The sequence below is a fragment of the Epibacterium sp. Ofav1-8 genome (genome assembly GCF_022348185.1).
Taxonomy (GTDB): Bacteria; Pseudomonadota; Alphaproteobacteria; order Rhodobacterales; family Rhodobacteraceae; genus Epibacterium.
In genome coordinates this window covers 19,840-44,888 of the sequence record NZ_JAKRFD010000010.1, presented here as the reverse complement: position 1 = coordinate 44,888, position 25,049 = coordinate 19,840, and the positions used below count along the sequence as shown (strand labels likewise).

Below are 25,049 nucleotides of genomic sequence, written 5' to 3'. Positions count from 1 at the left end.
TCACACCGTAGGTATTCCGTTTGCCTTGCAGTCCTGCACCACGACTTCGGCGTCGAGCGTGCGCAAACCGCGCGGTAAGGCTGGCGAGATGGTGTAGACCGCATCGGCCTTCCAAATACCAGCCTCTTGTTTCGTTTTTGTGCGCACATGACGCGCAAAGCCGTATCCCCGGATCAGCGCATATTGTGCTGCCGCGCAATCGGCATAGTCGTTCAGATCCTCAAGCGCCCCGACGCGGTCCATGGTGACATGGAACTGCACCAGATCCCCATCGAGGAGGCTGGTGTCCACGCCCAGATAATCGGGCGCGGCGCGGCTCACCTCATCGCCCGACGCATCCGTGCAGGCCATGAGGGCAAGCGCCGCGAGCGATATGAGCGCCGCCCGGATCACTCTGCCGCAATCGCCGTGTCGCGACGCGCCTTGGCCTGGGCGGAAAGCTCCGCCATCAGCTGCGATGCACGCGCAATCGGGTTGGTCAGGTAGAAGTCTTTGACTGCAGGCAGGAAATCCGCCTTGCCGAGTTTTTCAACCGGCAGCGCCTCGCCTTCATTGGCAACAACGCGATCCACCTTGGCCAGATGCGGGACGTCCTTGATCAGCGCCTTGCGCAGTTGCGCGAGGCTGTCATAGGGCAGTTTTGCATCGAGTTCCGCCGAAAGTGCGCGCAGGATGGCCCAGTTTTCCTTGGCCTCGCCCGGAGCAAAGCCTGCGCGCATGGCAAGCTGCGGACGGCCTTCGGTGTTCACGAACAGGCCGTTTTCCTCGGTATAGGCCGCACCGGGCAGGATCACATCGGCGCGGTGCGCCCCACGGTCGCCGTGGCTGCCCTGATAGATCACAAATGCGCCTGCATCGATTTCGACCTCATCGGCCCCAAGGTTGTAGATCACCTCTGCACCGTCGATGGCGGCGGCCATGCCACCCTCGGTGACGGCCCCGATGTCCATCGCGCCCACACGAGCGGCGGCGCTGTGCAGGACCAAGAGCTTGCCCAGAGATTGCGCCTTGGCGAGAACCGCCAGACCGTCGGCTTCGCGCAGAGCGCCCTGCCCCACGATGATGATCGCATCTTCCGGGGCTGTCAGCCCGTCAAGCGCGGCGCGATCCGTTCCCACATGATCGTGATCATAGGTCAGATCTGCGGCCGGGCCGACCAGTTTGACATTGGCCCCCTTGAGCCACGCCTTGCGGATGCGGGCGTTCAGCACCGGCGCCTCGTCGCGCGGGTTGGTGCCAATCAGGATGATGTCCTTGGCGGTGTCGATATCCTCGATGGTGGCGGTGCCGACATAGCCCGCGCGGTTGCCGATGGGCAGGCGCGCATTATCGGTGCGGCATTCGACCTTGCCTTCAAGGCTCTCGATCAGGTTCTTCAGCGCATAGGCGGCCTCAACCGGGACCAGATCACCGATCAGGCCTGCGACTTTCTTGCCCTTCATCGCGGTGGCGACAGCCTCCAGCGCCTCGGGCCATGTGGCGGGCTTCAGCTTGCCTTCGACGCGCACATAGGGGCGGTCCAGACGTTGGCGACGCAGGCCATCCCAGACAAAACGGGTCTTATCGGAGATCCATTCCTCGTTCACCCCATCATGGTTGCGCGGCAGGATACGCATCACTTCGCGGCCCTTGGTATCCACGCGGATGTTCGATCCCAGCGCGTCCATCACGTCGATGGTCTCGGTCTTGGTGAGTTCCCACGGACGCGCGGTAAACGCATAGGGTTTCGAGGTCAGCGCGCCGACCGGGCAGAGGTCAATGATGTTGCCCTGCAGGTTCGAGTCCAGCGTCTCGTTGAGGTAGGAGGTGATCTCCGCATCCTCACCGCGTCCGGTCTGACCCATCTGCGAAATGCCTGCGACCTCGGTGGTGAAGCGCACGCAACGGGTGCAGGAGATGCAGCGGGTCATTGCGGTGCCCACAAGCGGGCCGAGGTTCAGATCGTCCACGGCGCGCTTGGGTTCACGGAAGCGCGAGAAATCAACGCCGTAGGCCATCGCCTGATCTTGCAGGTCGCATTCGCCGCCCTGATCGCAGATCGGGCAATCCAGCGGGTGGTTGATCAGGAGAAACTCCATCACCCCTTCGCGCGCCTTTTTCACCATCGGTGAATTGGTCTTCACCTGCGGCGCTTGACCCTCGGGACCGGGGCGCAGATCACGCACCTGCATCGCGCAGGAGGCAGCGGGCTTGGGCGGGCCGCCGACGACCTCCACAAGGCACATACGACAGTTGCCCGCAATCGAGAGACGCTCGTGGTAGCAGAAGCGCGGGATCTCGATCCCGGCCTGCTCGCAGGCCTGGATCAGGGTCATCGCCCCGTCGACTTCGATCTCGGTTCCGTCAATGTTGATCTTGCGGAGGTCAGACATGGTCTATTTCGCCCTCAGTAACACGCCGATCGCGCTGTTTTTCTCAATTTCCGCCAGCCCGTAGGCGCAGAATGTTTCTGGTTGGTCCAGATCGACCCCTTCCTGCCGCAGCAGGCGCTCGCCCTTGGCGCGCATCCGGGATTTTTCCTGGTCCGACTCGATGTAGGACTTGATTTCCGCGTCGCTGTAGCCAAGCGCATTGGCGCGGCTGCGGATCTGATAGAGCTGGTTCAGCCCTTTGAGCGTGCGCGGCGCGAGGCGATCACATTGATCGGCCACTTCGCTGGCCACGGCCACGGCAAACAGCGGATCCTCGATTTCCTGCACATCGCGCAACGACGGCCTGGCCTCGCCCGCGCTGGCACCAAAGGCCAGAAGCAGGGCCGCCAAAGCCGCCAGAGAGGTGGCCATCACGGCGGTGCGTGCCGGGGAAATGGCAATTGATTCAGACATGTCAGACTCCTGTGTGGTTCTGTCTGAACCACAGGAGTGAGACGCGCTGTTATACAATAGCACCCCGCCGGACCGGCCATGATATGCCGACCTGCGCATCAAGACTCGCAACGTCCCGTATAGACCGCATCGCCCTTGTCGAGCTGGATATTGTAGTTGCCCTCGGCGTCCAGCGCGATGTTGGTCCAATCAAACCGCGAGGTGCCGAAGTTCACGATGCAATAGCGTTTGGCCTCGTGATCGGCAGCCGCCAGCGCCCCCCGCTGGGATTGCAGCGCGTCACGCACCTCGATGCGGAAATCGGCGAGGGTCTCTCTCTTGTTGATCGCTTTGACGCTGGTGCGGAACGCGATGCCGTCAAACCGCATGCGCTTGTCCTCGCGGGTCTTGCCACCACAGGCCGCAAGCCCCACCGAGGCCGCCAGTATCAGCGTCAAAGTCATACGTGAAGTCATCATCATCTCTTCAGGTTATTCCGCTGCCATCACGCCGACGCGACCCGTTTTCTGAGCCTTGATGCGGTCTTCGATTTCTTCGCGGAAGTTGCGAATGAGACCCTGAATGGGCCAGGCAGCTGCATCACCCAATGCACAGATGGTGTGGCCTTCAACTTGTTTCGTGACATCCCAGAGCATGTCAATTTCTTCGAGTTCCGCTTCGCCCCGGACCAGACGATCCATGACGCGCATCATCCAGCCGGTACCCTCACGGCACGGGGTACACTGGCCGCAGCTCTCGTGTTTGTAGAATTTGGACAGACGCCAGATCGCCTTTACGATGTCGGTCTGTTTGTCCATCACGATCACCGCCGCGGTGCCAAGGCCAGAACCCAGCTCGCCGCGCAGGTAATCAAAATCCATGATTGCGTCGCGCATCTTCTCGCCGCGCACACAGGGCACGGAAGAACCGCCGGGGATCACCGCCAGAAGGTTGTCCCAGCCGCCGCGAATGCCGCCGCAGTGTTTGTCGATGAGTTCCTCGAAGGAAATGCTCATCGCTTCCTCGACGACGCAGGGGTTGTTGACGTGGCCGGAGATCGCAAAGAGCTTGGTGCCCGCGTTGTTCTGACGGCCAAAGCCCGCAAACCACTCCGCCCCGCGCCGCAGGATGGTCGGTACCACGGCGATGGATTCCACATTGTTCACCGTGGTCGGGCAGCCATAAAGCCCCGCGCCCGCCGGGAACGGCGGCTTCATGCGCGGCATGCCTTTTTTGCCCTCAAGGCTCTCGATCAGGGCGGTTTCCTCGCCGCAGATGTAGGCCCCTGCCCCGTGGTGCAGGAAGACGTCGAAATCCCAGCCGGATCCTGCAGCGTCTTTGCCCAGAAGCCCCTTGTCGTAGCATTCGTCGATGGCTGCCTGCAGCGCCTCGCGCTCGCGGATATATTCGCCGCGCAGGTAGATGTAGCAGGTGTGTGCGTTCATCGCGAAGGATGCGATCAGAGCGCCCTCGATCAGCGTATGCGGATCGTGACGCATGATTTCGCGGTCTTTGCAGGTGCCGGGCTCGGACTCATCGGCGTTGATCACCAGATAGGCCGGACGCCCGTCGCTTTCCTTGGGCATGAAGGACCATTTAAGGCCAGTGGGGAAGCCCGCACCGCCGCGCCCGCGCAGGCCGGAATCCTTCATGGTCTGGATGATCCAGTCGCGCCCCTTTTCAATGAGGCCCGCCGTACCGTCCCAATGGCCACGCTTTTGTGCGCCCGCCAACGTGCGTTCGTGCATCCCGTAAAGGTTGGTAAAGATCCGGTCCTGATCCTTCAGCATGTGTGCCTACCTTTGACTGTTCTGACGCATGCGCCAGAGTTGAATGATGTTGACGCCCGCATAGATCATCGCCGCCAGAGCGGCGAAATCGAACAGCAGCGCATAGCGGCCCGGCAGGCCGATCGCGGGACCAATGAGAAGCGACAGGATCAGCCAGGCCACCATCGTGCCGGCGATCACCAGCGAGATGTGCCGCCCCTTGGCAGCAATGGCCTTATCCTGTTCGTCCTTCGTCATCGGGTCCAGTCATCCTTGACCACAGCGCACGGCCCATGGCCGCGATCTGCGATTATGATTTGTCTTTGTAGCGGCCGTCTGTCTTGGCCGATTTGGCAAACTCGGTCTCTTCACCCGCTGCCAGTTTCTTGGATTGTTCGATCCAGCCGTCACGTTCGATGCGGCCCTTGAACTTCAGGCGCGCATCCACCCAAGCCACCTCGGCCTCGGTCCATTTGGCGATCTGGTCGAAGTGGAAAAAGCCCAGCTCATTCAGGGTCTGTTCAAGCTTCGGCCCAACCCCTTTGAGGAGTTTGAGGTCGTCCGCCCCGCCCTCGCGCGCCGCGGTCAGCGTCTCGGGCTCTTTTTCCTCGACCGCATCTGCCGCATCCGCCTTGGGCTCTGTCACCTTTGCGGCGGCGGCCTCGGGCTGTGCCGGGGTGGCGGCGTCGGATTTCTTGGCCGGGGGCTTGGAGGGCGTCTCTGCCTTGGCCGCTTCCGCCTGCTTGGCGGCGGGTTTCGGACGCTCCGGTGCTTCCGGAGTTGGCTCTGCCGCAGCACGCCCCGCAACCACACCATCTTTGCCGACCCAAGGGGTCAGCAGCGGTACTTCATCGCCCTGAATGCGCTTCACACCGTCGCCAAGCTCGGTCGCGAGTTCGGCAGACGCGTTGTACTGCGGTTTGTCCGCCTCATAGTCCTTGAGCGAGGTGAGACCGGATTTCGGCTCTGCCGCGTAACGGCCATTTTGCGGGCCCGGCACCACGTCCTTGCCGGCGGCCAGATCGTCGATCAGCTTGGTAAAGCTCGCGGCGGTCAGATCCTCGTAGTAGTCTTTACCGATCTGCGCCATCGGCGCGTTGGTGCAGGACCCGAGGCATTCCACCTCTTCCCAGGAAAACTTGCCATCCTCGGACACGGTATGCGGCTTGGGCGCGATCTTGTCCTTGCAGACCGCAATCAGATCCTCCGCCCCGCAGATCATGCAGGAGGTGGTGCCGCAGACCTGAATATGCGCAACAGAGCCGGTGGGTTGCAGCTGGAACATGAAGTAGAAGGAGGCCACCTCCAGCACGCGGATATAGGCCATGCCGAGCATGTCGGCGACATATTCGATCGCCGGTTTGGTGACCCAGCCTTCCTGTTCCTGCGCGCGCCACAGGATCGGGATCACCGCCGAGGCCTGACGGCCTTCGGGGTATTTGGTCATTTGCGCCTCTGCCCAGGCCTGGTTGGCCGGGGTGAAGGCAAAACTATCGGGTTGTTCGGAATGCAGACGACGGAGCATTAGCGGTCAATCTCTCCAAAAACGATGTCCATGGTGCCGATGATGGCCGCGACGTCGGCGAGCTGGTGGCCCTTGGCAACGTGGTCCATCGCCTGCAAATGCAGGAAGCCCGGCGCGCGCAGCTTGGCGCGGTAGGGTTTGTTGGTGCCATCCGCCACCAGATAGACCCCGAATTCGCCCTTGGGCGCCTCGACCGCGGCGTAGACCTCGCCCTCGGGGACGTGGAAGCCTTCGGTATAGAGCTTGAAGTGGTGGATCAGGCTCTCCATCGAGGTTTTCATGTCGGTGCGCTTGGGCGGGCTGATTTTGCCGCGCGCCATCACGTCGCCGGTGGCCTCGCGCAGCTTGTGGATCGCCTGACGGATGATCGACAGCGACTGGCGCATCTCTTCCATCCGGACAAGGTAGCGGTCGTAGCAGTCGCCGTTCTTGCCCACCGGGATCTGAAAGTCGAACTCGTCATAGCATTCATAGGGCTGCGCACGGCGCAAATCCCAGGCCAAGCCGGAGCCACGCACCATGACGCCGGAGAATCCGTATTGCTGGATCTCCTCCTCGGTGACGACGCCGATGTCGCAGTTGCGCTGCTTGAAGATGCGGTTCTCGGTCAGAAGCCCGTCGATGTCGTCCATCACGGCGGGGAATTCGATCGCCCATTCCTCGATATCGTCGAGCAATTCATCCGGCAGGTCCTGATGCACACCACCGGGGCGGAAGTAGGCCGCGTGCAGACGTGCACCACACGCCCGCTCGTAGAAGATCATCAGCTTTTCGCGTTCTTCAAAACCCCAGAGCGGCGGCGTCAGCGCGCCCACGTCCATCGCCTGCGTGGTGACGTTCAGCAAGTGATTGAGAATGCGGCCGATTTCCGAATAGAGCACCCGAATGAGCTGCGCGCGGCGCGGCACCTCAACCCCGGTGAGTTTCTCGATCGCCAGGCACCATGCATGCTCCTGGTTCATCGGCGCCACATAATCGAGGCGGTCGAAATACGGCAGGTTCTGCAGGTAGGTGCGGCTCTCCATCAGCTTTTCGGTGCCGCGGTGCAAGAGGCCGATATGCGGATCGCAGCGTTCCACGATCTCGCCGTCCAGTTCCAGCACCAGACGCAAAACGCCGTGGGCCGCCGGGTGTTGCGGGCCGAAGTTGATGTTGAAGTTACGGATCTTCTGCTCGCCCGTCTGGGCGTCGTCGAAACCTTTGGAGCCGTCCATCATTTCGCCCCCTCTTTCTCGTCACCGGGCAGGATGTAGTCGGCACCCTCCCATGGGCTCATGAAGTCAAACTGGCGGTATTCCTGAACCAGTTTCACCGGCTCGTAGACCACGCGCTTCTGCGCCTCGTCATAGCGCACTTCGGTGTAGCCGGTGGTCGGGAAATCCTTGCGCAGCGGGTGGCCGCGAAAGCCGTAATCGGTCAGCAGGCGGCGCAGGTCCGGGTGGCCTGTAAACAGGATGCCCAACATGTCAAAGACTTCGCGCTCGAACCAGTTGGCGGAGGGGTGCACATCCACGATGGAGGGCACCATGTCCTCTTCGCGCACCGCAACCCGCAAGCGGATGCGGTGGTTCTGGTACATCGACAGCAGGTGATACACCACGTCAAAGCGCTTGGTGCGCTCGGGGTAATCCACGGCGGTGATGTCAACCAGGGTGGAGAACCGGCAGGCGCTGTCCACGCGCAGGAACTCCACAAGACCTGCGATATTGGCCGGTTTCACGTCGATATTCAGCTCGCCATGCGCGATGTCCCAGGACAACACGCACTCGGGGCGCTTGGCTTCGATCTGATGGCCAAGGTCTTGCAATGCTTCAATCATCTGTGTCTCCTGCCCTTAGCGCACAAGGGTGCCGGTGCGGCGGATCTTGCGCTGCAGTTGCATCAGCCCATAAAGCAGCGCCTCTGCGGTGGGCGGGCAGCCGGGCACGTAGATGTCGACCGGCACGATCCGGTCACAACCGCGCACGACGGAATAGCTGTAGTGGTAATAGCCACCGCCATTGGCGCAGGACCCCATCGAGATCACATAGCGCGGTTCTGGCATCTGATCGTAGACCTTGCGCAGCGCCGGGGCCATCTTGTTGGTGAGGGTGCCCGCAACAATCATAACGTCCGATTGACGCGGGGAGGCACGCGGTGCGATGCCAAAGCGTTCGGCATCGTAGCGCGGCATGGAGGTATGCATCATCTCAACCGCGCAGCAGGCCAGACCAAAGGTCATCCAGTGCAGCGATCCGGTGCGCGCCCAGTTGATGATGTCCTCGGCCGAGGTCAGCAGAAACCCCTTGTCCTGCAATTCCGCATTGAGGGCCTGGGTGACCATTTCCTTGTCGACACCCGCGGTGTTCGCGCCAGCTGTCACTCCCATTCCAATGCCCCCTTCTTCCATTCGTAGGCAAAGCCGATCGTCAGCACGCCCAGGAACACCATCATGGACCAGAAACCGGTATCGCTGATGTCCTTAAAGCCGACGGCCCAGGGAAACAGGAAGGCAATCTCCAGATCGAAGATGATAAACAGGATCGAGACCAGATAAAAGCGCACGTCGAATTTCATGCGGGCGTCATCGAATGCGTTGAAACCGCACTCATAGGCGCTGACTTTTTCCGGGTCGGGATTGCGCACCGCAACAACAACGGCAGCAAGAATAAGCACGAGACCAAGGCCGATGGCGACGGCCAAAAACACCAGAATGGGCAGGTATTCCCGCAACATCTCTTCCACGAGTGGCTCCTTTCCGCGCACACGGCAAGATCTGCTCGTGCACCGTCAATTGGCGTGTTGACTTGGGCCGTTACTACTCCCGTCCCCCTACACCGTCAACCAAGGGGAAGTTAATGTGAAAAGCTTTCTCGACCAGACCGGCAGACACGCAACAACGCCTTAAAAACTGATGGTTTTAGTCGGAATTTAGCGCGCGGCAAGTTGGTGCAGACCGGCCCGGCCAAAGCGGCGGGAAACCCCTTATTTGCTACGCCAGGCGGGGGCGCGTTTTTCAAAAAACGCGTTGATCCCATCCACGGCCTCGGGGCTTTCCCAGCGGTCCACAAGGGCCGAAATGGTAAAATCAATCACGGATTTATCGATCTGCGGGCCCAGGGCGCGCGCCAGTGCCTTGGCGTCAGCGACCGCGCCCGGCGCACAATCAAGGTATGGCACCACTTCTGCCTCGACCGCGGCGTCGAGTGAGTCGGCTGGAACCACCCGGGCCAGAAGCCCCAGCTCCACCGCTTCCGACGCGTCAAAGAGCCGCGCCGACATGAACACGCGCCGCGCGCGCGCCTCGCCCATGCGGGCGATGACATAGGGGCCGATGGTGGCGGGGATCAGGCCAAGGCGGGTCTCGGTGAGGCCCATCTTGAGGCTTTCGACGCCGATGGCCACATCACAGACCGAGGCCATGCCCACGCCACCGCCAAACGCGTTGCCCTGTAGCCGCCCGATCAAGGGCTGCGGCAAGGTGTTCAGAAGGTTCAGCATGTCCGCCAGCACCCGCGCCTCGCGGGCGCGGGTCTCGGCATCCGCATCCATCTGCGCCTGCATCCACGCCAGATCGCCCCCAGCGCAGAAGCTTTTACCCGCGCCGGTCAGGACCACCACACGCACGCTTCGGTCCGCCGCCAGCGCGCGCGCTGCATCCTGCAATTCCTGCAGCATCTGCCCCGACATGGCGTTGTGCTTTTCGGGACGGTTGAGCGTCAGGGTCGCCACGCCGCGATCATCGCGCGTGAGCGTTAGCGTGTCATACATGGCCAAAGGGTCCTTATTGTGATGAAGTATCAGGCATCGGCGGCAACGGGACGCAGAGCGCGCGCCATGGCGGCGGCCTCCTGCAGGACATCGCCATCCAGCCCGGTGTCATAGCCCAGCCGGGTCAGGTGTTCGTGCACGACCTCAGTGGCGACATTGCCCGCCGCACCCGGCGCATAGGGACAGCCGCCAAGCCCGCCCACGGCGGCATCAAACACCCGCACGCCCAGCGCCAGCGAGGCGTCGATATTGTCCACGGCCCGGCCTGCGGTGTCGTGGTAATGCCCGGCAAGCCGCGTCACTGGCACGGCGTCTTTGACCGCAATCAGCATCTTGGCGATCTTGTCGGGTGTCGCCTTGCCGATGGTGTCGCCCAGCGAGATCTCATAGCAGCCCATCGAGAACAGCCGATCCGCGACCTCGGCCACTTTGTCGGGGGCGACAGCGCCATCATAGGGGCAGTCGGTCACGCAGGAAACATAACCCCGCACGGGCAGGTCGATATGGCGCGCGGCCTCCAGAATAGGGGCAAAGCGTTCGATACTCTCGGCAATCGAGGCATTGATATTGGCCTGTGAAAACCCCTCGGATGCGGAGGCAAAGATGGCGATTTCATCGGCGCGCGCAGCCAGCGCGTCCTCATATCCCCGCATATTCGGGGTGAGCGCCGCATAGCGCACGCCTTTGGCCTTGGTGATCCCGGCCAGCACCTCGGCGCTACCGGCCATCTGCGGCACCCATTTCGCAGACACGAAACTCGCCACCTCGATCCGGGAAAAGCCCGCGCGGCTGAGGCAATCCACCAGCGCCACCTTGTCGGCGACGGGGATGTCGCGCTTTTCGTTTTGCAGCCCGTCGCGTGGGCCCACCTCAAAGATCTCGACGCGGTCTTTCATGGGTTTTGCTCCTCCCGGTTCATGTGCGCGGCTCAGGCGTCTTCCTCCAGCCGGACCAGCGCTGCTCCAGCCTCCACCTGATCGCCGGCTTGCGCAAGAACTTCTGCAACCACGCCGTCCCGGGCGGCCAGCAAAGAGTGTTCCATTTTCATGGCCTCAAGGACGGCGAGCCGGTCGCCTTCCTTGACGGTGGCGCCCGCCTCGGCAAAGACCGCCTTGACCAGGCCCGGCATCGGGGCTTCGATCAGGTTGCCATCCCCGGCGGCGCCTGCGGCGCGCTCCAGCGGGTCGATCACCGTAAAGCTCAGCCCGTAGTGATCAAACACCGTGATCATGTCGCCGCAGATCGACAGGGGCGGCAAGGGCATGCTGCCAATCACCCAGCCCGAGGCCATGCGGTTCACGGCGATATGCGCGCCCTCGATCGTCCAGTCCTGACGGTCGGGGCCGTTGACCTCGACGGTGGCCTCAAACCGCTCGCCCTGCCACTCCAGCGTGACGGAGCGGTGCAGGTCGGCCCATAGCGTAAAGCCCATGTCAGGGCGCGCCTCGATCAGATCAAGCGCAGCCATTGCAGCGGCGGCCTTATGCTCGGGCTTGGCGACCGGTGCCGCCGCGAGTGTGTCGAGATCACGTGCGATCAGGCCCGTGTCCACGTCGCCCGCGGCGAAGCCGGCGTGACGGGTCAGCGCGCCGAGGAAAGCAAGGTTTGTCACGGTTCCGGCAACCTCAGTCCGCGCCAGCGCGTCATCCAACTGACGCAGCGCGGCGGCGCGGGAGGGGCCATGTACGATCACCTTGGAGATCATCGGATCATACCACGGGCTGATGGTGTCCCCTGCCCGCACCCCGCTGTCGGCGCGCACACCTTCGGGGAAGGCCAGATGCGAGAGCGTGCCGGTGGCGGGCAAAAAGCCCTTGGGCACGTCCTCGGCATAAAGCCGTGCCTCAAAGGCGTAGCCGCTGATGGTGAGGTCGTCCTGCTGCAGGGGCAACCCTTCGCCAGAGGCGACGCGCAGCTGCCATTCCACCAGATCGACGCCGGTGATGAGTTCGGTGACCGGATGCTCCACCTGTAAACGGGTGTTCATCTCCATGAACCAGAACCCGTCCGCACGCAGCCCGTCCGAGCCGTCCACAATGAACTCGACCGTGCCCGCGCCCGCATAGCCGATCGCCTCGGCCGCGCGCACGGCGGCTTGCCCCATGGCGGCGCGCATCTCTTCGGTCATGCCGGGGGCCGGGGCTTCTTCGATCACCTTTTGGTGGCGGCGCTGCAGCGAACAGTCGCGTTCAAACAGATGCACCGCCGATGTGCCGTCGCCAAAGACCTGCACCTCGATATGGCGCGGTTTCTGGATGTATTTTTCAATCAGCACCGCCGGGTTGCCAAAGGATGTGGTGGCTTCGCCCTGCGCCGAGGCCAGCGCATCGTTGAAATCCTTGGGATCCTCAACCAGCCGCATGCCCTTTCCACCGCCGCCCGCGACCGCCTTGATCAGGACCGGGTAGCCGATGCTCTCGGCCTGTTCGGCGAGGAAGCCCGCGTCCTGAGTGTCGCCGTGATAGCCGGGAACAACGGGCACGCCCGCCTCTTCCATCAGCGCCTTGGCCGCGTCCTTGAGGCCCATCTTGCGGATCGCACTGGCAGAGGGACCGATGAAGGCGAGACCTGCTGCCTCGACCTTTTCCACGAAATCGGGGTTTTCCGACAGAAACCCATAGCCCGGATGTATGCCCTGCGCACCGGTGGCCTTGGCGGCGGCGAGGATCTCGTCCTGCAGCAGGTAGCTATCCGCCGGGGCAGGTCCATGACCGATATGGACAGCCTCATCCGCAAGCGCCACATGTTTGGCGTCTCGGTCGGCATCGGAGTAGACGGCGACGGTGCGTACACCCAGACGACGGGCGGTTTCCATCACCCGGCATGCAATTTCGCCACGGTTGGCAATCAGGATCTTGTTGAACATCTTGCGGTGCTCCTTTTGAGGGACCGTCGCGGCCGGGGGCTCTGCCCCCGGACCCCCGGGATATTTGAGGTTAGAAGAGGTTACATACGGAACACGCCAAAGCGTGTGTCCTCGATGGGGGCGTTGAGGGCGGCGCTGAGCGACAGTGACAGCACATCGCGGCTCTTGCGTGGGTCGATAATGCCGTCATCCCAAAGCCTTGCCGAGGCATAGAGCGGGTGGCTTTGTTCGGCGAACATGTCGATGGTGGGCTGTTTGAACTGCGCTTCTTCTTCGGCGGACCATGTGCCGCCCTGGCGCTCGATCGCATCGCGTTTGACGGTGGCCAGCACGCCCGCCGCCTGCTCACCGCCCATCACGGAGATGCGCGAATTGGGCCAGGTCCAGAGGAACCGGGGGCTATAGGCGCGCCCTGCCATGCCGTAGTTGCCCGCACCAAAGGAGCCGCCGACCAGCATGGTGATCTTGGGCACATTGGTGGAGGCCACCGCCGTCACCATCTTGGCCCCATGGCGGGCGATGCCCTCATTTTCGTATTTCCGCCCCACCATGAAGCCGGTGATGTTTTGCAGGAAGACCAGCGGGATCTTGCGCTGGCTGCAGAGTTCCACAAAATGCGCGCCCTTTTGTGCAGCTTCTGAAAAGAGCACGCCATTGTTGGCAATGATGCCGATGGGGCAGCCCTTGAGGTGGGCAAAGCCGGTGACCAGCGTTTCGCCAAAGCGAGGTTTGAACTCATCAAAGCGCGAACCATCAACGAGACGCGCGATCACCTCGCGGATGTCATAGGGCGTGCGCAGATCGCCCGGCACCACGCCAAGGATTTCCTCAGGGTCATAGGCGGGCTCTTCCGGGCTCTGCCAATTCACACCTTGGGGTTTGGTGCGATTGAGATGGCTGACCGCGCGCCGTGCCAAAGCCAGCGCATGGGCGTCATCCTCAGCGAGGTAATCCGCCACGCCCGAAAGCCGCGTGTGCACATCCCCTCCGCCCAGATCCTCGGCCGAGACGACCTCGCCCGTGGCGGCCTTCACCAGCGGCGGGCCTGCAAGGAAGATGGTGCCCTGCTCCTTGACGATGATGGTGACGTCGGACATTGCCGGCACATAAGCCCCCCCTGCGGTACAGGACCCCATGACCACGGCGATCTGCGGAATGCCCTTCGCGGACATCCGCGCCTGATTGTAGAAGATGCGGCCAAAGTGGTCGCGGTCGGGAAAGACCTCATCCTGCTGCGGCAGGTTGGCGCCACCACTGTCCACCAAATAGACGCAGGGGAGGTTGTTTTCCTCGGCAATCTCCTGGGCGCGCAGGTGTTTTTTCACCGTCATCGGGAAATAGGTGCCGCCCTTCACGGTGGCGTCGTTGCAGACCACCATGACCTCCTGACCGTGGACACGCCCGATGCCTGCGATCACGCCTGCCGCCGGGGCTGCGCCATCATACATGCCATGAGCCGCCGTCGCGCCGACCTCCAAAAAGGGCGAGCCGGGATCAAGCAGGTTCGCCACCCGGCGGCGCGGCAGCATCTTGCCACGGCTTTCATGACGGGCGCGGGATTTCTCTCCCCCGCCCAAGCGCGCGGCCTCGGCGGCCTCGCTGATCTCGGCCAGGGCCTCCAGGTGCGCCTTGGTGTTTTGCTTGAAGCCCTCGGAGGAAGGCATTGCCTTGGATTGGAGTTTCATTTCGGTTCCTCTTCCAAAGGGAGACGACGTGAGAAAAATAGTACGGACGCGAAAGCGGCAAAAACCAGGAATGGGAAAGCCACGAAACGCAGCTTGGTCTGACCGTTTTGCGCCAGATACGACAATTCAGGAAAGGCGAAGTGGAGCGCGGCGCTTGTCACAAAAAGAGAAAGAAATACCAGTGGTATTGCGCGCGATATAAACCGCCAAAGGTATGCTCGAAAGCTCAGCGCGACCCGCCAATGTCGTCCACAACTTCGGCACTCGGCAATCTGCGGCCAGCCGCGCCCGCGCCCCGTGAGATGCGAAAGCGGCACCGCTCCGCCGCATGTTGGACAAGTATGACAAAACAGGCGAGACGCCCAAGCGACGTGCTGGTCACTCAAACTGCGACTCCTTGCCCTCATCACTTCCCCTCCCCCGCAGCCCGCGCCTTGAGTTCCTTACGGATCACCTTGCCCGTGACCGTCATCGGCAGGGCCTCCAGAAAGGCGATCTCGCGGGGATAGGAATAGCTGGCAAGGCGCTCTTTGACGTAGTCTTGCAGCTCTTTTTCGCTCGGGGCGTGGTCTGGCTTCAGCACCACATAGGCCTTGACGATCTCGGTGCGCAGGGCGTCGGGCTTGCCGACCACACCGACGGTGGCAACGGCCGGGTGGGTCATCAGGCAATCCTCGATCTCGGAGGGGCCGATGCGGTAACCGGCAGAGGTGATCACGTCATCCTCGCGGCCCACAAAGCGCAGATAGCCCGCCTCCCAGATGCCGCGATCCCCGGTCACCAGCCAGTCGCCGTGAAACTTCTCGGCGGTGGCGTCGGGGCGGTTCCAGTATTCCAGCATCATAGACCCAGAACCACGGCGCACCGCCACATCGCCTTCCTCGCGGGTGGGCTGGCCGTCTGCGTCGATCACCTCGACCACATGCCCCGGCACCGGTTTGCCGATGCAGCCGGGGCGCACGGGAAAGTCCGCGCCACAGGAGGACACCGTCATATTGCATTCGGTCTGGCCGTAGAATTCATTGATGGTGACGCCCAGATGACGCTGGCCCCAAGCGAGCATCTCCGCGCCAAGGGGCTCTCCGCCGGAGGCCACAGAGCGCAAGGCCCGAAGCCCCTGCCCCGCCGCTTTCAGCATGCGCAGGGCGGTGGGCGGAAAGAAGACGTTGCGCACCTCGCCCAAGCGGATCACCTCGGCGCAGGTGTCCGGCGTGAACTTATCCAATCGCGCGGCCACCACCGGCACGCCCAGCGCAAGGCCCGGCATGGCGACATCAAACAGCCCGCCGATCCACGCCCAATCCGCAGGCGTCCAAAGACAATCGCCGGGCTGGCCCAGATGGTCGTGACTGATAGACACGCCCGGTAGATGCCCTGTCAGCATCCGGTGCCCGTGCAAGGCTCCCTTGGGTTTGCCGGTGGTGCCGGAGGTGTAGATGATGACCGCCGGGTCCTCGGATCCCGTGTCGGCAAAGGGCACCGGATCGCCCTCGACGCCAATCTCTGCGGCGATCAGCGGCTCGGCCAGATCGCCAAGCTGCGCCGCGCCCTCCCGGTCGGTCAGCACATATTTTGCACCTGCATCCTCCACCCGGTTGGCGAGCGCATCGTGCTGGAACAGTTTAAAGAGCGGCACGGAAATGGCGCCGATTTTCCAGATCGCCAGATGCGCCGCCGCACACCACGGCGACTGGGACAGGAGCACGCCAACCCGATCACCGGGGACGACACGCTGCAGCAATGCGCGCGCCAGACCATCGACCATCACGGCCAGATCCCCATGGCTCACATCACGACGCGTCCCGGAGGTAAGGTCGATAATCGCCAGACTATCGGCCGCGTGATCCATCGCCTGTGCGGCCATATTGAGCCGCTCAGGAATGTCCCAATCGCCGGCCTCTGTCAGCCCCGGAATGATGCGTTTCTCGGTCATGATTAACCCTGCACGTAGCGCATAGCTGATATGCGGTTTTTCCCAGTCTTTCCAAAGGGAAAGGCAGGGTCAATTTGATCTGGATCAGAGATGTCGCGCGCCGGACGTGGCACTGTCGCGGCGTACTGATTGAAGAAGGGATTACCCCCATGAAAACTCTGGTTTCCGCCCTCGCACTGGGCGTTGCCGCGTCGAGCCTCGCCGCCCCTGCCATGGCCCAATCGCAGGGCGACTGGACCTTTGGTGTCGGGATCATCAACGTGAATCCCAAATCCGACAATGGCACCCTCGCCGGTGCTGCAGCCACGATTGACGACGACACCCAACTGTCGCTCACGGCGGAGTATTTCATCCGCGACAACCTCGGCATCGAGTTGCTGGCGGCGTCGCCGTTCGAACATGACATCGCGCTTGGCGGCAGCAACGTCGGCTCCACCAAGCACCTGCCGCCGACCCTGTCGATGGTCTATCACATCCCCACCAACGGCAAGATCACGCCCTTTGTAGGGCTGGGTGTGAACTACACCACCTTCTTCTCCGAAGAGACCCCGCTGGGGCGTCTGGATCTGGACAACAGCTTTGGTCTCGCCGCGACCGTGGGCGCGGACTGGAAGATCTCCGAGCAGGGCGCGCTGCGTCTGAACGTGCGCTACATGGATATCGACGCCGACGCCAAGCTGAACGGCGCCTCCATCGGCACCGCCGAGATTGATCCGATCACTGTGGGTGTCTCTTACGTGCACCGCTTCTGATCCCTTCCAGTTGCCGGGTGGGCGCGGCCCGCCCGGCGATTTTCGATCCAAGTGGCGTCGCCTGCCAGCGGCGCCTTTTTTCGTACCCGCTTCGGACCCGTCTGGCGCTTTGCTCAACGCTGTCCGGCTCTGTCCAATGCGCCGTCAGGCCTGCGGCGTGGCTGGAGGTGTCTGCCCCGGCCGCATCACGTCGATCAGCCCGCCCAACCAGTTGACCGTGTAGCGAAAACCCGCATCAGACGCGGATCCCTCCGGGCGGCATGTAATCACCAGCCAGGCCCAGATACCCTCGGCCGGTCGCGCCGCGCAGTCGCTGATCCGCGCTATCCCGGCCCCACCGGAGCCCGCGTGATCGGCAAGGTATTGTTGCGCATAAAGCGTGATCACATCGGACTCGGTGATGCCTTGCCGCATGATGCCATAGCGAAACCCGATCCCGGCCAGCACCACCGCCAGCACCGCAATCGGGATCCAGTAGGCGATCCGCATCAGCTCATATGCGACATCAGTTCGCGCCCGATCAGCACCGAAACGCAACAAGTCAGCACCATCAACGGCACGAAAAACTTGCGAAGTGACATCAATCGCCTCCTTGAGCCACGACCCGTTCGATCACTGGCATGGCCCAGATGACGACTACCTCTCTCCAATAGACCTCCGTCTCACAACTGCGCAGTGCGACGCCTTCCTCAGATAACTCTGCGCACCTTTTCCTACCGGACCGGAACAGCGACGGCCCCGCAAGCTCTTCTACACCTTCGGTCGTCAATATCGCCTCGAACTCAGCCTTCCAGTAGGCGTGATCCGCATCAAGACAGTCTACCGGGCTGGCAAGTCGCTTCAGTAGCGAACAACTTTGCTCGATTGGGATATGTCGCTCTCCACAGATTACCGGAACACCCAGTCCCGCAAATGGATTGTTCTGCTCGCTCACAAACGTCTCTGCCACACAGGTTTCGAACTCGGTCAGCGCCGCTGCGTCCGGCGCGGCCAGCGCTGGTCCCGACAGCAGTAGCATCATCCAGACCGACCAGCCTTTCACGCCATCGACTCCATCAGTTCGCGCCCGATCAGCATGCGCCGGATTTCCGATGTGCCCGCACCGATTTCCATCAGCTTGGCATCGCGGAAGATCCGACCCACCGGGTTGTCGCTCAGATAGCCCGCACCGCCAAAGGCCTGCACCGCCTGATGCGCCTGCGTCATCGCCACCTCGGAGGCATAGAGACAGCAGGCAGCCGCATCCTGACGGGTCACCGTGCCCTTGTCGCAGGCCTTTGCGACCTCATAGACATAGGCGCGTGCGGTGTTCATCGCGGTGTACATATCGGCGATTTTGCCCTGCATCAGCTGGAAGTTCCCGATCGGTTGGCCGAACTGTTTGCGTTCGGCCATATAGGGCATCATCTCATCCATGCACGACGCCATGATCCCGGTGCCGATGCCTGCCAGCACCACGCGTTCGTAATCCAGACCGGACATCAGAACGCGCACGCCCTTGCCCTCCTCGCCGAGCACGTTTTCGAACGGCACTTCGACGTCTTCGAACACCAGCTCGGCGGTGTTCGACCCACGCATTCCGAGCTTGTCGAAATGTTTGGAGGTGGAGAATCCCTTGAATTCCTTCTCGATCAGGAAGGCGGTGATGCCTTTGGAGCCTGCTTCGGGATCGGTCTTGGCATAGACCACCAGCGTGTCGGCGTCGGGGCCGTTGGTGATCCAGTATTTGTTGCCGTTCAGAACATAGCGGTCGTTGCGCTTTTCGGCGCGCAGCGACATCGACACCACGTCGGAACCCGCCCCGGCCTCGGACATTGCCAGCGCGCCCACATGTTCGCCGGTAATCAGACGCGGCAGGTATTTTGCCTTTTGCGCGGCGTTGCCGTTGAGCTTGATCTGGTTGACGCAGAGGTTGGAATGCGCGCCGTAGGACAGCGATACCGAGGCCGAGGCCCGCGCGATTTCCTCAACCGCGACGGTATGCGCCAGATAGGACATGCCCGCGCCGCCATATTCCTCATCCACGGTGATCCCCAGAAGGCCCAGCTCGCCCATCTCTTTCCAGAGGTCGGCGGGGAATTCATTCTTCTGGTCGATCTCCTGCGCCATCGGCTTGACGCGCTCTTGCGCCCAGCGGTGCACCATGTCGCGCAGGGCGTTCACGTCCTCGCCTAGATCGAATGTCATGCTTGCGTTGAACATTTGCGCGTCTCCTCCCGAGCCAGTCGCGTTCGAGTCACTCTGATTATCTGAACACTTGTTCATTTATTGGCAAATAGGATCCCATTCGTCAAGTCCAGTGATGCGCGCAGTCCCCCAGGGGGGCTCCCGCCCGTCCCCTCTGCATGAGACATGCATCCGGTCCAGTTGGGCCGGGCGCGCCCGCACCCCAGGTGCGGGCGCGCCCTACCGCGATTTGCACAGCAAAGCGCAAAACCTCACCTGCGTCGCGCTCCGTCAGGAGGGCGACACCGCTAAGGTCCTGTTTAATCAGAAATGTGACCGTCCGGCGCTTCAACCGCTCGTCTGCCAGACGGCACTGACCTCGGCGCGGATAATGCGGGCAATCAGATCGCAATCCTCCAGGCTGAAGGTAAGCGGCACCCGCATGTCGATGATACCGGCAAGGATGCGGTCGCTCTCGGGCAGGCGTTGTGCCGGTGCGTAGCGCCAGCTGTCATAGCGCGACGTAAACGCCACCGGCTCCGCCCCACCGAACCATTTCAGCTCGACCCCACGCGCCGCACACCGAGACAGCACCGCCTGAACGGCCTCGGCGGACCAGTCCAGCAGCAGGAACTGGATCGAGGAGCCCACATAGGTTTCCGCCTCGGGCCGCTCGACCACCGTCAGACCCGGCGTGTCGCGCAAACCTGCCTCCAACCTGCGATAGCGGTCGTTCCAGCGCGCCACCTGAGTGTCGAGATCGCGCAGTTGCGGCCGCAGAATGGCGGCGCGCAGGTTGTCCATACGACCTGAAATATTCGGCGTCTCGTATTTGACGCGCTCAAACACCTCGGGCGCAGGCGCGGCCAGGTGGCGGGAATAGAGCATGTAGGATCCCGACAACATGATCGCGCGCGCAGCAACCTCCTCATCGTCGGTGACCAGCAGGCCACCCTCGCCGGAATTCACATGTTTGTAGGTCTGGCAGGAATAACAACCGATCCGCCCGTGCCGCCCAGAGGGCACGCCGTTCCAGGCCGCCCCCATCGTGTGGGCGCAATCCTCGACCACCGTCACACCCGCGCCATCGCAGATCTGCATGAGACGGTCCATGTCGCACAAATGGCCGCGCATATGGCTCAGCATCAGGACCTTGGCGGCGCTCAGTTTGGCCTCAAGGTCCTCAAGATCGATGGTCAGCGCCTCGGTCACGCCGACAAACACTGGCTCTGCCCCCACCGACGCAATGGCCCCCGGCACCGGCGCCAGTGTAAAGGCATTGGTCAGCACCTTGTCCCCGTGCCCCACCCCCAGCGCCCGCAGTGCCGTCGCCAGAGCATAGCCGCCCGAAGCCACCGCTAGGCAGTATTTGGCCCCCATCTGCGCGGCAAACTCCTGCTCCAGCAGCGCCACTTCGCCCGCTTCGTCGCCCGCGAGGTTATATCGGTGGATACGCCCATGCTGCATCACCTCCAGCGCCGCCGCGATGGCCGCATCCGGAAGGGGTTCCTGCTGGGTGAAATTGCCTGTGAAACGCTCTGTCATGGGCAAAGTCATGCGCCGCCGCAGGTGCAAGGTCAAGAGCGTCACCCCACCGGCCAGGCCCGGACATCAAGAGCCGCGCGCGTCCCCACGTCCGGAACAGGCAGGAATATGTCGCGGAGCGAACAGTGCGCCCCGCCCAGAGGGCGCAGACTGGTCTCATGCCACAGAACACCTCCGCGCCTCTCGCCTGGGTTCAGAACCTGACCCTCGATGCTATCCCGCCCGCGGTGCAGCGGCAGGTCAAATTGTCGCTGCTGGATACGCTCGGCATTGCGGTGGGCGGGCTGGCGTTGCGGGCCAGTCACCTCTCACGCGATTTTGCCGCGACCGCGATGCCGGGCGCGATGCCGATACTGTTCGACGGCCGCCCTGTGTCGCTGCCGGGCTGGGCGCTCGCCACTGGCATGACCATCGACGCGCTGGATGGGCACGATGGCTTCAACCCGGCCAAGGGTCATATCGCGGCACCGATGATGCCGGTGGCCCTGGCCTTTGCCCACGCACATGAGGCCGATGGGGCTGCGCTTTTGCGGGCGCTGGTGGCGGGCTATGAGTTTGGCGCCCGCGCCGCCATGGCCCAGCATGCAACAACCCCGGACTACCACACATCGGGCAGCTGGGGGGCGGTCACCGGCGCGCTTGTGGCGGCAGAGCTGGCGGGTCTGCCCCCGGCAACCACGCGCCACGCCCTCGGCATTGCCGAATATCACGGCCCGCGCAGCCAGATGATGCGCTGTATCGACCACCCCACGATGGTCAAGGATGGCGCCGGCTGGGGCGCCATGTGCGGCGCATCGGCGGTGATGCTGGCAGCGGCGGGGTTTACCGGCGCCCCGGCGCTCACGGTCGAAGAGGCCCCCGCCTACTGGGCCGACCTCGGCCAGCGCTGGTACGCGCTGGAGCAGTATTACAAACCCTACCCGGTGTGTCGCTGGGCGCAGGCCCCGATCGAAGCCGTGCTGCATCTGCGCCGCACTCATGGGCTGACAGCGGATCAGGTCCGGCGGATCGAGGTCACCACCTTTCATGAAAGCCTGCGCCTCGCCACAGACACGCCAACCTCCACGGAGGCGGCGCAGTATTCGACCTCCTTTCCTTGCGCGGTGGCGCTGGTGCATGGGGATGTCCGCCCGGAGCATCTTGTCGGGGACGCCCTGCACGATCCGGAGGTCCTGCGCCTGTCGCGCGCCCTGATCATGCAGGAAAGCGACGCCGCCAATGCCGCCTTCCCGCTGCGCCGCTTCGCCACGGTGGAGGTGGTGCTTTTGGATGGGACCCGCCTGCGCAGCCCCCGGATGGAGCCGCGCTGGGACCACACCGCCCCGCCGACAGCCGCCGAGCTTCACGCCAAATTCCACGCGCTGGCTGATCCGGTGCTGGGGCAGCACAGCGCAACCGAGCTGGCGCAGATCATCGACACGCTGGAACACGGCCCGCTGGAGCGCCTGTGGCAGATTCTGCTCTCCGCCCCTTGATCGCTGGCGTCGGGTACTCGCAGGCTGCACTTCGACTTTTCTTTCCCGCTGCAATGGTGCACCAAAGAGGCCGGGTGCGAGCATAGAAGCCGCCCCAGGACACAGGACGCAACAGCGACGAAAAGGGACATGCCCGATGGGTTCCGTTTTGACGATTTTCAGCACCGCTCTGTTTGCCTTGGCCGGGACAGCCGCCTTGGCGCAGGATCTCTCCGGACTGGAGGCCGAACCGCAAGAGATCACCGGCCGCTTCCTGACCGCAACCGAGGTCAAGCCGGTGCTTCAGGCCACCCAGGCGAACTGGATCGCGGTGCGGGAGTTCGAGGGGCAGGATTTGGTCTATGTCACCCATCTGTGGGCCTGGCGCTGCGGGCTGGCGCGGATCGACGTGGCGATCAACGATGGCCCGTTCGAGGTCTGGCCGATGCCCGACTGTCACGCGGACGAAGGATCCCCCGGCGCGATCAAGAGCGGTGATGGCGACCCGTTCCGCAGCTTCGCCGGTGGTTCGGTGCAATCGGTCAAGGTGCGCCTGATCTATGACGATCTGACCACCGCAGACGCCAGCTTTGCGCGCAAGGATGTGATGACGCCCTAGCCCGCCGCCGGGCGTCCGGATCAGGCCGCCGCATTGCGCCCGATCAGCCGGGACACGACGGCGGGCAGATCGGCATAATCATCCAGCAGCGCCTCGGGGTTGAGCGCCGCCATGTCCGGCCCGGCCGGACCAAATGTCACCAGCACCGAGGGCACCCCGGCGTTCCTCGAGGTCTCCCGGTCTGTGTCGCTGTCCCCGATCAGCACGCACATCTCAGGTGCGCCCCCGGCCCGGCGCGCGGCCTCGAACAGCGGTGCGGGGTCCGGTTTGCGCACCGGCAAGGTGTCTGCCCCGACAAGGGAGGCAAAGGCATCGCGCACGCCAAGACGCTGCATCAGATCCTCGGCGAGCGCCTCGGGCTTGTTGGTGCAGATTCCGACGCCGTAGCCCGCCGCTTTCAGCGCCTCCACCGCGTTCATCGCGCCGGGATACATCACCGTATGGGTGTCGATACCATCGCGGTAGGCCTCCAGCAGCACGGGATAGTATTCTTCCACCGTGGCATCCTTGAACTGGCCCGCACGGGTCAGCCCCTCGGTCAGCATCCGCTTGCCACCACGCAGGGCAATCTTGGCGTCCTCGGGGTGGGTCAGCATGTCGCCCAACCCCATAACCCCAAAGCAGTGATTGGCCGCCGCCAGCAAATCGACAGAGGTATCGGCCAGGGTGCCATCGAGGTCAAAGATCACCGTCCGCATCAAAATCTCCTTTTTCGGCGCGATTTCGCCGTCACATATTGCAAGTCGCAACCGAAGTTTATGGCCCAGCACCTTGCACGCCCACTGTTAGCGGATAAAACGGGGGCAACAAGACCCCAAAGGGAAAGACCCCATGAGCACCGCCCTCGTCATCCTCGCCGCAGGCAAAGGCACCAGGATGAATTCCGACCTGCCCAAGGTCCTGCACCCGATCGCCCAGGCCCCGATGCTGGAACATGCCATGCGCGCTGGGCGTGCGCTCGACCCGGATCGCACGGTGGTCGTGGCAGGTCATGAGGCTGACATGGTGCGCGCCGCCACCATCGAGATCGACCCGGATGCCACGGTGGTTCTGCAAGAAGAACAACTCGGCACCGGTCACGCCGTCCTTCAGGCCCGTGCGGCGCTCGCGGGGTTTCAGGGCGATGTGGTGGTGCTGTATGGCGACACGCCGTTTGTGTCGGCAGACACGCTGGAGCGCATGATTGCCGCCCGCAGCCGCGCTGATCTGGTGATCCTTGGCTTTGAGGCGGTGGATCCCGCACGTTATGGCCGGTTGATCATGGACGGCGAAAGCCTTGAGAAGATTGTCGAGTTCAAGGACGCAAGCGAGGCCGAGCGTGCGATCACCTTTTGCAATTCGGGCCTGATGGCCTGCGATGCGGACGTGATGTTCCGCCTGCTAGATAAGGTCGGCAATGACAATGCCTCTGGCGAATATTACCTGACCGATCTGGTGGAGCTGGCCCGTGCGGACGGGCTTGCGGTGACGGCTGTGGCCTGCCCCGAGGACGAGACGCTCGGCATCAATTCCCGTGCCGATCTGGCCACCGCGGATGCGGTCTTTCAGGCCCGCACACGGGCGGAGCTGTGGGACCTCGGCGTCACGCTGATGGCACCGGAGACCGTCTATCTGGCGTTTGACACCATCGTGGGGCGCGACAGCGTGATCGAACCCAATGTGGTCTTTGGTCCCGGCGTCACCGTCGAGAGCGGCGCATTGATCCGGGCGTTTTCGCATCTTGAGGGCTGTCATGTGTCGCGTGGCGCCAAGATCGGCCCCTACGCCCGCCTGCGCCCCGGTGCGGAACTGGCCGAGGACACCCATGTGGGCAACTTCGTTGAGATCAAAAACGCCGAGATTGCCGCGGGTGCGAAGGTCAACCACCTGAGCTACATCGGCGATGCCTCTGTGGGCGAGGCGACAAATATTGGCGCAGGCACCATCACCTGCAACTATGATGGCGTGATGAAGCACCGCACGGAGATCGGCGCGCGGGCCTTTATCGGCTCCAACACCTGTCTGGTGGCCCCGGTGAAGGTCGGCAATGAGGCGATGACCGCAACCGGCACCATCGTCACCAAGGACGTCGATGACGGGGATCTTGCCATTGCACGCGCCCAGCAGACAAACAAACCCGGCCGCGCGCGCAAGCTGATGGACATGCTGCGCGCAAAAAAATCCCGCCAAAACAAAGGATAA

Annotated in this window: 25 protein-coding genes; 4 read left to right on the top strand and 21 right to left on the bottom strand. The window is 63.0% G+C overall.

The window, feature by feature from the left end; all coding sequences use genetic code 11:
• From MHM97_RS15965 to MHM97_RS15890, 16 genes are all read right to left on the bottom strand, one after another.
• Entirely contained in the window at positions 1 to 393 is a 393-nt protein-coding gene (locus tag MHM97_RS15965) for a hypothetical protein (RefSeq protein WP_239323357.1), read from the bottom strand.
• Positions 390 to 2,372: an NADH-quinone oxidoreductase subunit NuoG gene (nuoG, locus tag MHM97_RS15960; protein ID WP_239323356.1), complete on the bottom strand. Its 1,983-nt coding sequence runs from the start codon at positions 2,370 to 2,372 to the stop codon at positions 390 to 392. The genes MHM97_RS15965 and nuoG overlap by 4 nt, the downstream gene beginning before the upstream one ends.
• Positions 2,373 to 2,375: 3 nt before the next feature.
• Positions 2,376 to 2,825, bottom strand: a complete 450-nt coding sequence (locus MHM97_RS15955; protein WP_239323355.1) for a DUF5333 domain-containing protein — start codon at positions 2,823 to 2,825, stop codon at positions 2,376 to 2,378.
• A gap of 98 nt (positions 2,826 to 2,923) precedes the next feature.
• Positions 2,924 to 3,268, bottom strand: coding sequence for a hypothetical protein (locus MHM97_RS15950; protein ID WP_239323354.1), 345 nt, complete (start codon positions 3,266 to 3,268; stop codon positions 2,924 to 2,926).
• Positions 3,269 to 3,295: 27 nt separating this feature from the next.
• Entirely contained in the window at positions 3,296 to 4,594 is a 1,299-nt protein-coding gene (gene nuoF, locus MHM97_RS15945) for an NADH-quinone oxidoreductase subunit NuoF (RefSeq protein ID WP_239323353.1), read from the bottom strand.
• 6 nt (positions 4,595 to 4,600) lie between these two features.
• Positions 4,601 to 4,831 (bottom strand): DUF5337 domain-containing protein, encoded by a 231-nt coding sequence (locus MHM97_RS15940; protein WP_065326950.1) that lies wholly within the window; start codon positions 4,829 to 4,831, stop codon positions 4,601 to 4,603.
• Positions 4,832 to 4,883: 52 nt separating this feature from the next.
• Positions 4,884 to 6,098 (bottom strand): NADH-quinone oxidoreductase subunit E, encoded by a 1,215-nt coding sequence (locus MHM97_RS15935; protein ID WP_239323352.1) that lies wholly within the window; start codon positions 6,096 to 6,098, stop codon positions 4,884 to 4,886.
• The gene (locus MHM97_RS15930) at positions 6,098 to 7,312 is read right to left on the bottom strand and encodes an NADH-quinone oxidoreductase subunit D (RefSeq protein ID WP_239323511.1); all 1,215 of its coding nucleotides are present in this window, start codon (positions 7,310 to 7,312) and stop codon (positions 6,098 to 6,100) included. The genes MHM97_RS15935 and MHM97_RS15930 overlap by 1 nt, the downstream gene beginning before the upstream one ends.
• The gene (locus tag MHM97_RS15925) at positions 7,312 to 7,917 is read right to left on the bottom strand and encodes an NADH-quinone oxidoreductase subunit C (protein ID WP_239323351.1); all 606 of its coding nucleotides are present in this window, start codon (positions 7,915 to 7,917) and stop codon (positions 7,312 to 7,314) included. The genes MHM97_RS15930 and MHM97_RS15925 overlap by 1 nt, the downstream gene beginning before the upstream one ends.
• A 15-nt stretch (positions 7,918 to 7,932) precedes the next feature.
• Complete coding sequence (locus MHM97_RS15920; protein WP_239323350.1) at positions 7,933 to 8,466, bottom strand: NuoB/complex I 20 kDa subunit family protein; 534 nt, start codon at positions 8,464 to 8,466, stop codon at positions 7,933 to 7,935.
• Positions 8,457 to 8,822 (bottom strand): NADH-quinone oxidoreductase subunit A, encoded by a 366-nt coding sequence (locus MHM97_RS15915; RefSeq protein ID WP_005618552.1) that lies wholly within the window; start codon positions 8,820 to 8,822, stop codon positions 8,457 to 8,459. Before MHM97_RS15915 ends, MHM97_RS15920 begins: the two co-directional genes overlap by 10 nt.
• A gap of 240 nt (positions 8,823 to 9,062) precedes the next feature.
• Positions 9,063 to 9,848: a crotonase/enoyl-CoA hydratase family protein gene (locus MHM97_RS15910; RefSeq protein ID WP_239323349.1), complete on the bottom strand. Its 786-nt coding sequence runs from the start codon at positions 9,846 to 9,848 to the stop codon at positions 9,063 to 9,065.
• 29 nt (positions 9,849 to 9,877) lie between these two features.
• Positions 9,878 to 10,744, bottom strand: coding sequence for a hydroxymethylglutaryl-CoA lyase (locus MHM97_RS15905; RefSeq protein ID WP_239323348.1), 867 nt, complete (start codon positions 10,742 to 10,744; stop codon positions 9,878 to 9,880).
• Between the two features lie 32 nt (positions 10,745 to 10,776).
• Positions 10,777 to 12,714, bottom strand: coding sequence for an acetyl-CoA carboxylase biotin carboxylase subunit (locus MHM97_RS15900; RefSeq protein ID WP_239323347.1), 1,938 nt, complete (start codon positions 12,712 to 12,714; stop codon positions 10,777 to 10,779).
• 80 nt (positions 12,715 to 12,794) lie between these two features.
• Entirely contained in the window at positions 12,795 to 14,399 is a 1,605-nt protein-coding gene (locus MHM97_RS15895; RefSeq protein ID WP_126137334.1) for a carboxyl transferase domain-containing protein, read from the bottom strand.
• Positions 14,400 to 14,805: 406 nt separating this feature from the next.
• A complete protein-coding gene (locus MHM97_RS15890; protein WP_239323346.1) occupies positions 14,806 to 16,332 on the bottom strand; it encodes an AMP-binding protein in 1,527 nt (508 codons plus the stop codon).
• Positions 16,333 to 16,481: 149 nt separating this feature from the next.
• Here MHM97_RS15890 and MHM97_RS15885 point away from each other — a divergent pair, with 149 nt between their 5' ends.
• Positions 16,482 to 17,084, top strand: a complete 603-nt coding sequence (locus MHM97_RS15885) for an OmpW/AlkL family protein (RefSeq protein ID WP_239323345.1) — start codon at positions 16,482 to 16,484, stop codon at positions 17,082 to 17,084.
• A 144-nt stretch (positions 17,085 to 17,228) separates the two neighbouring features.
• Here the strand turns inward: MHM97_RS15885 and MHM97_RS15880 are convergent, their stop codons facing one another.
• The 4 genes from MHM97_RS15880 to MHM97_RS15865 form a co-directional block, all read right to left on the bottom strand.
• Positions 17,229 to 17,573: a hypothetical protein gene (locus tag MHM97_RS15880; protein WP_239323344.1), complete on the bottom strand. Its 345-nt coding sequence runs from the start codon at positions 17,571 to 17,573 to the stop codon at positions 17,229 to 17,231.
• A 91-nt stretch (positions 17,574 to 17,664) separates the two neighbouring features.
• Positions 17,665 to 18,126: a hypothetical protein gene (locus MHM97_RS15875; protein ID WP_239323343.1), complete on the bottom strand. Its 462-nt coding sequence runs from the start codon at positions 18,124 to 18,126 to the stop codon at positions 17,665 to 17,667.
• A complete protein-coding gene (locus MHM97_RS15870) occupies positions 18,123 to 19,286 on the bottom strand; it encodes an isovaleryl-CoA dehydrogenase (protein WP_239323342.1) in 1,164 nt (387 codons plus the stop codon). The genes MHM97_RS15875 and MHM97_RS15870 overlap by 4 nt, the downstream gene beginning before the upstream one ends.
• Before the next feature lie 312 nt (positions 19,287 to 19,598).
• Positions 19,599 to 20,795 (bottom strand): DegT/DnrJ/EryC1/StrS family aminotransferase, encoded by a 1,197-nt coding sequence (locus tag MHM97_RS15865; RefSeq protein WP_239323341.1) that lies wholly within the window; start codon positions 20,793 to 20,795, stop codon positions 19,599 to 19,601.
• A 158-nt stretch (positions 20,796 to 20,953) separates the two neighbouring features.
• Here MHM97_RS15865 and MHM97_RS15860 point away from each other — a divergent pair, with 158 nt between their 5' ends.
• Both MHM97_RS15860 and MHM97_RS15855 read left to right on the top strand, forming a co-directional pair.
• The gene (locus tag MHM97_RS15860; protein ID WP_239323340.1) at positions 20,954 to 22,270 is read left to right on the top strand and encodes an MmgE/PrpD family protein; all 1,317 of its coding nucleotides are present in this window, start codon (positions 20,954 to 20,956) and stop codon (positions 22,268 to 22,270) included.
• A gap of 136 nt (positions 22,271 to 22,406) precedes the next feature.
• Entirely contained in the window at positions 22,407 to 22,868 is a 462-nt protein-coding gene (locus MHM97_RS15855) for a hypothetical protein (protein WP_239323339.1), read from the top strand.
• Between the two features lie 20 nt (positions 22,869 to 22,888).
• Here MHM97_RS15855 and MHM97_RS15850 read toward each other — a convergent pair whose 3' ends face one another.
• Positions 22,889 to 23,566 (bottom strand): HAD-IA family hydrolase, encoded by a 678-nt coding sequence (locus MHM97_RS15850; protein WP_239323338.1) that lies wholly within the window; start codon positions 23,564 to 23,566, stop codon positions 22,889 to 22,891.
• A 133-nt stretch (positions 23,567 to 23,699) separates the two neighbouring features.
• On the opposite strand from MHM97_RS15850, the gene glmU reads away from it, so the two are divergent.
• Positions 23,700 to 25,049, top strand: coding sequence for a bifunctional UDP-N-acetylglucosamine diphosphorylase/glucosamine-1-phosphate N-acetyltransferase GlmU (gene glmU / locus MHM97_RS15845; protein ID WP_239323337.1), 1,350 nt, complete (start codon positions 23,700 to 23,702; stop codon positions 25,047 to 25,049).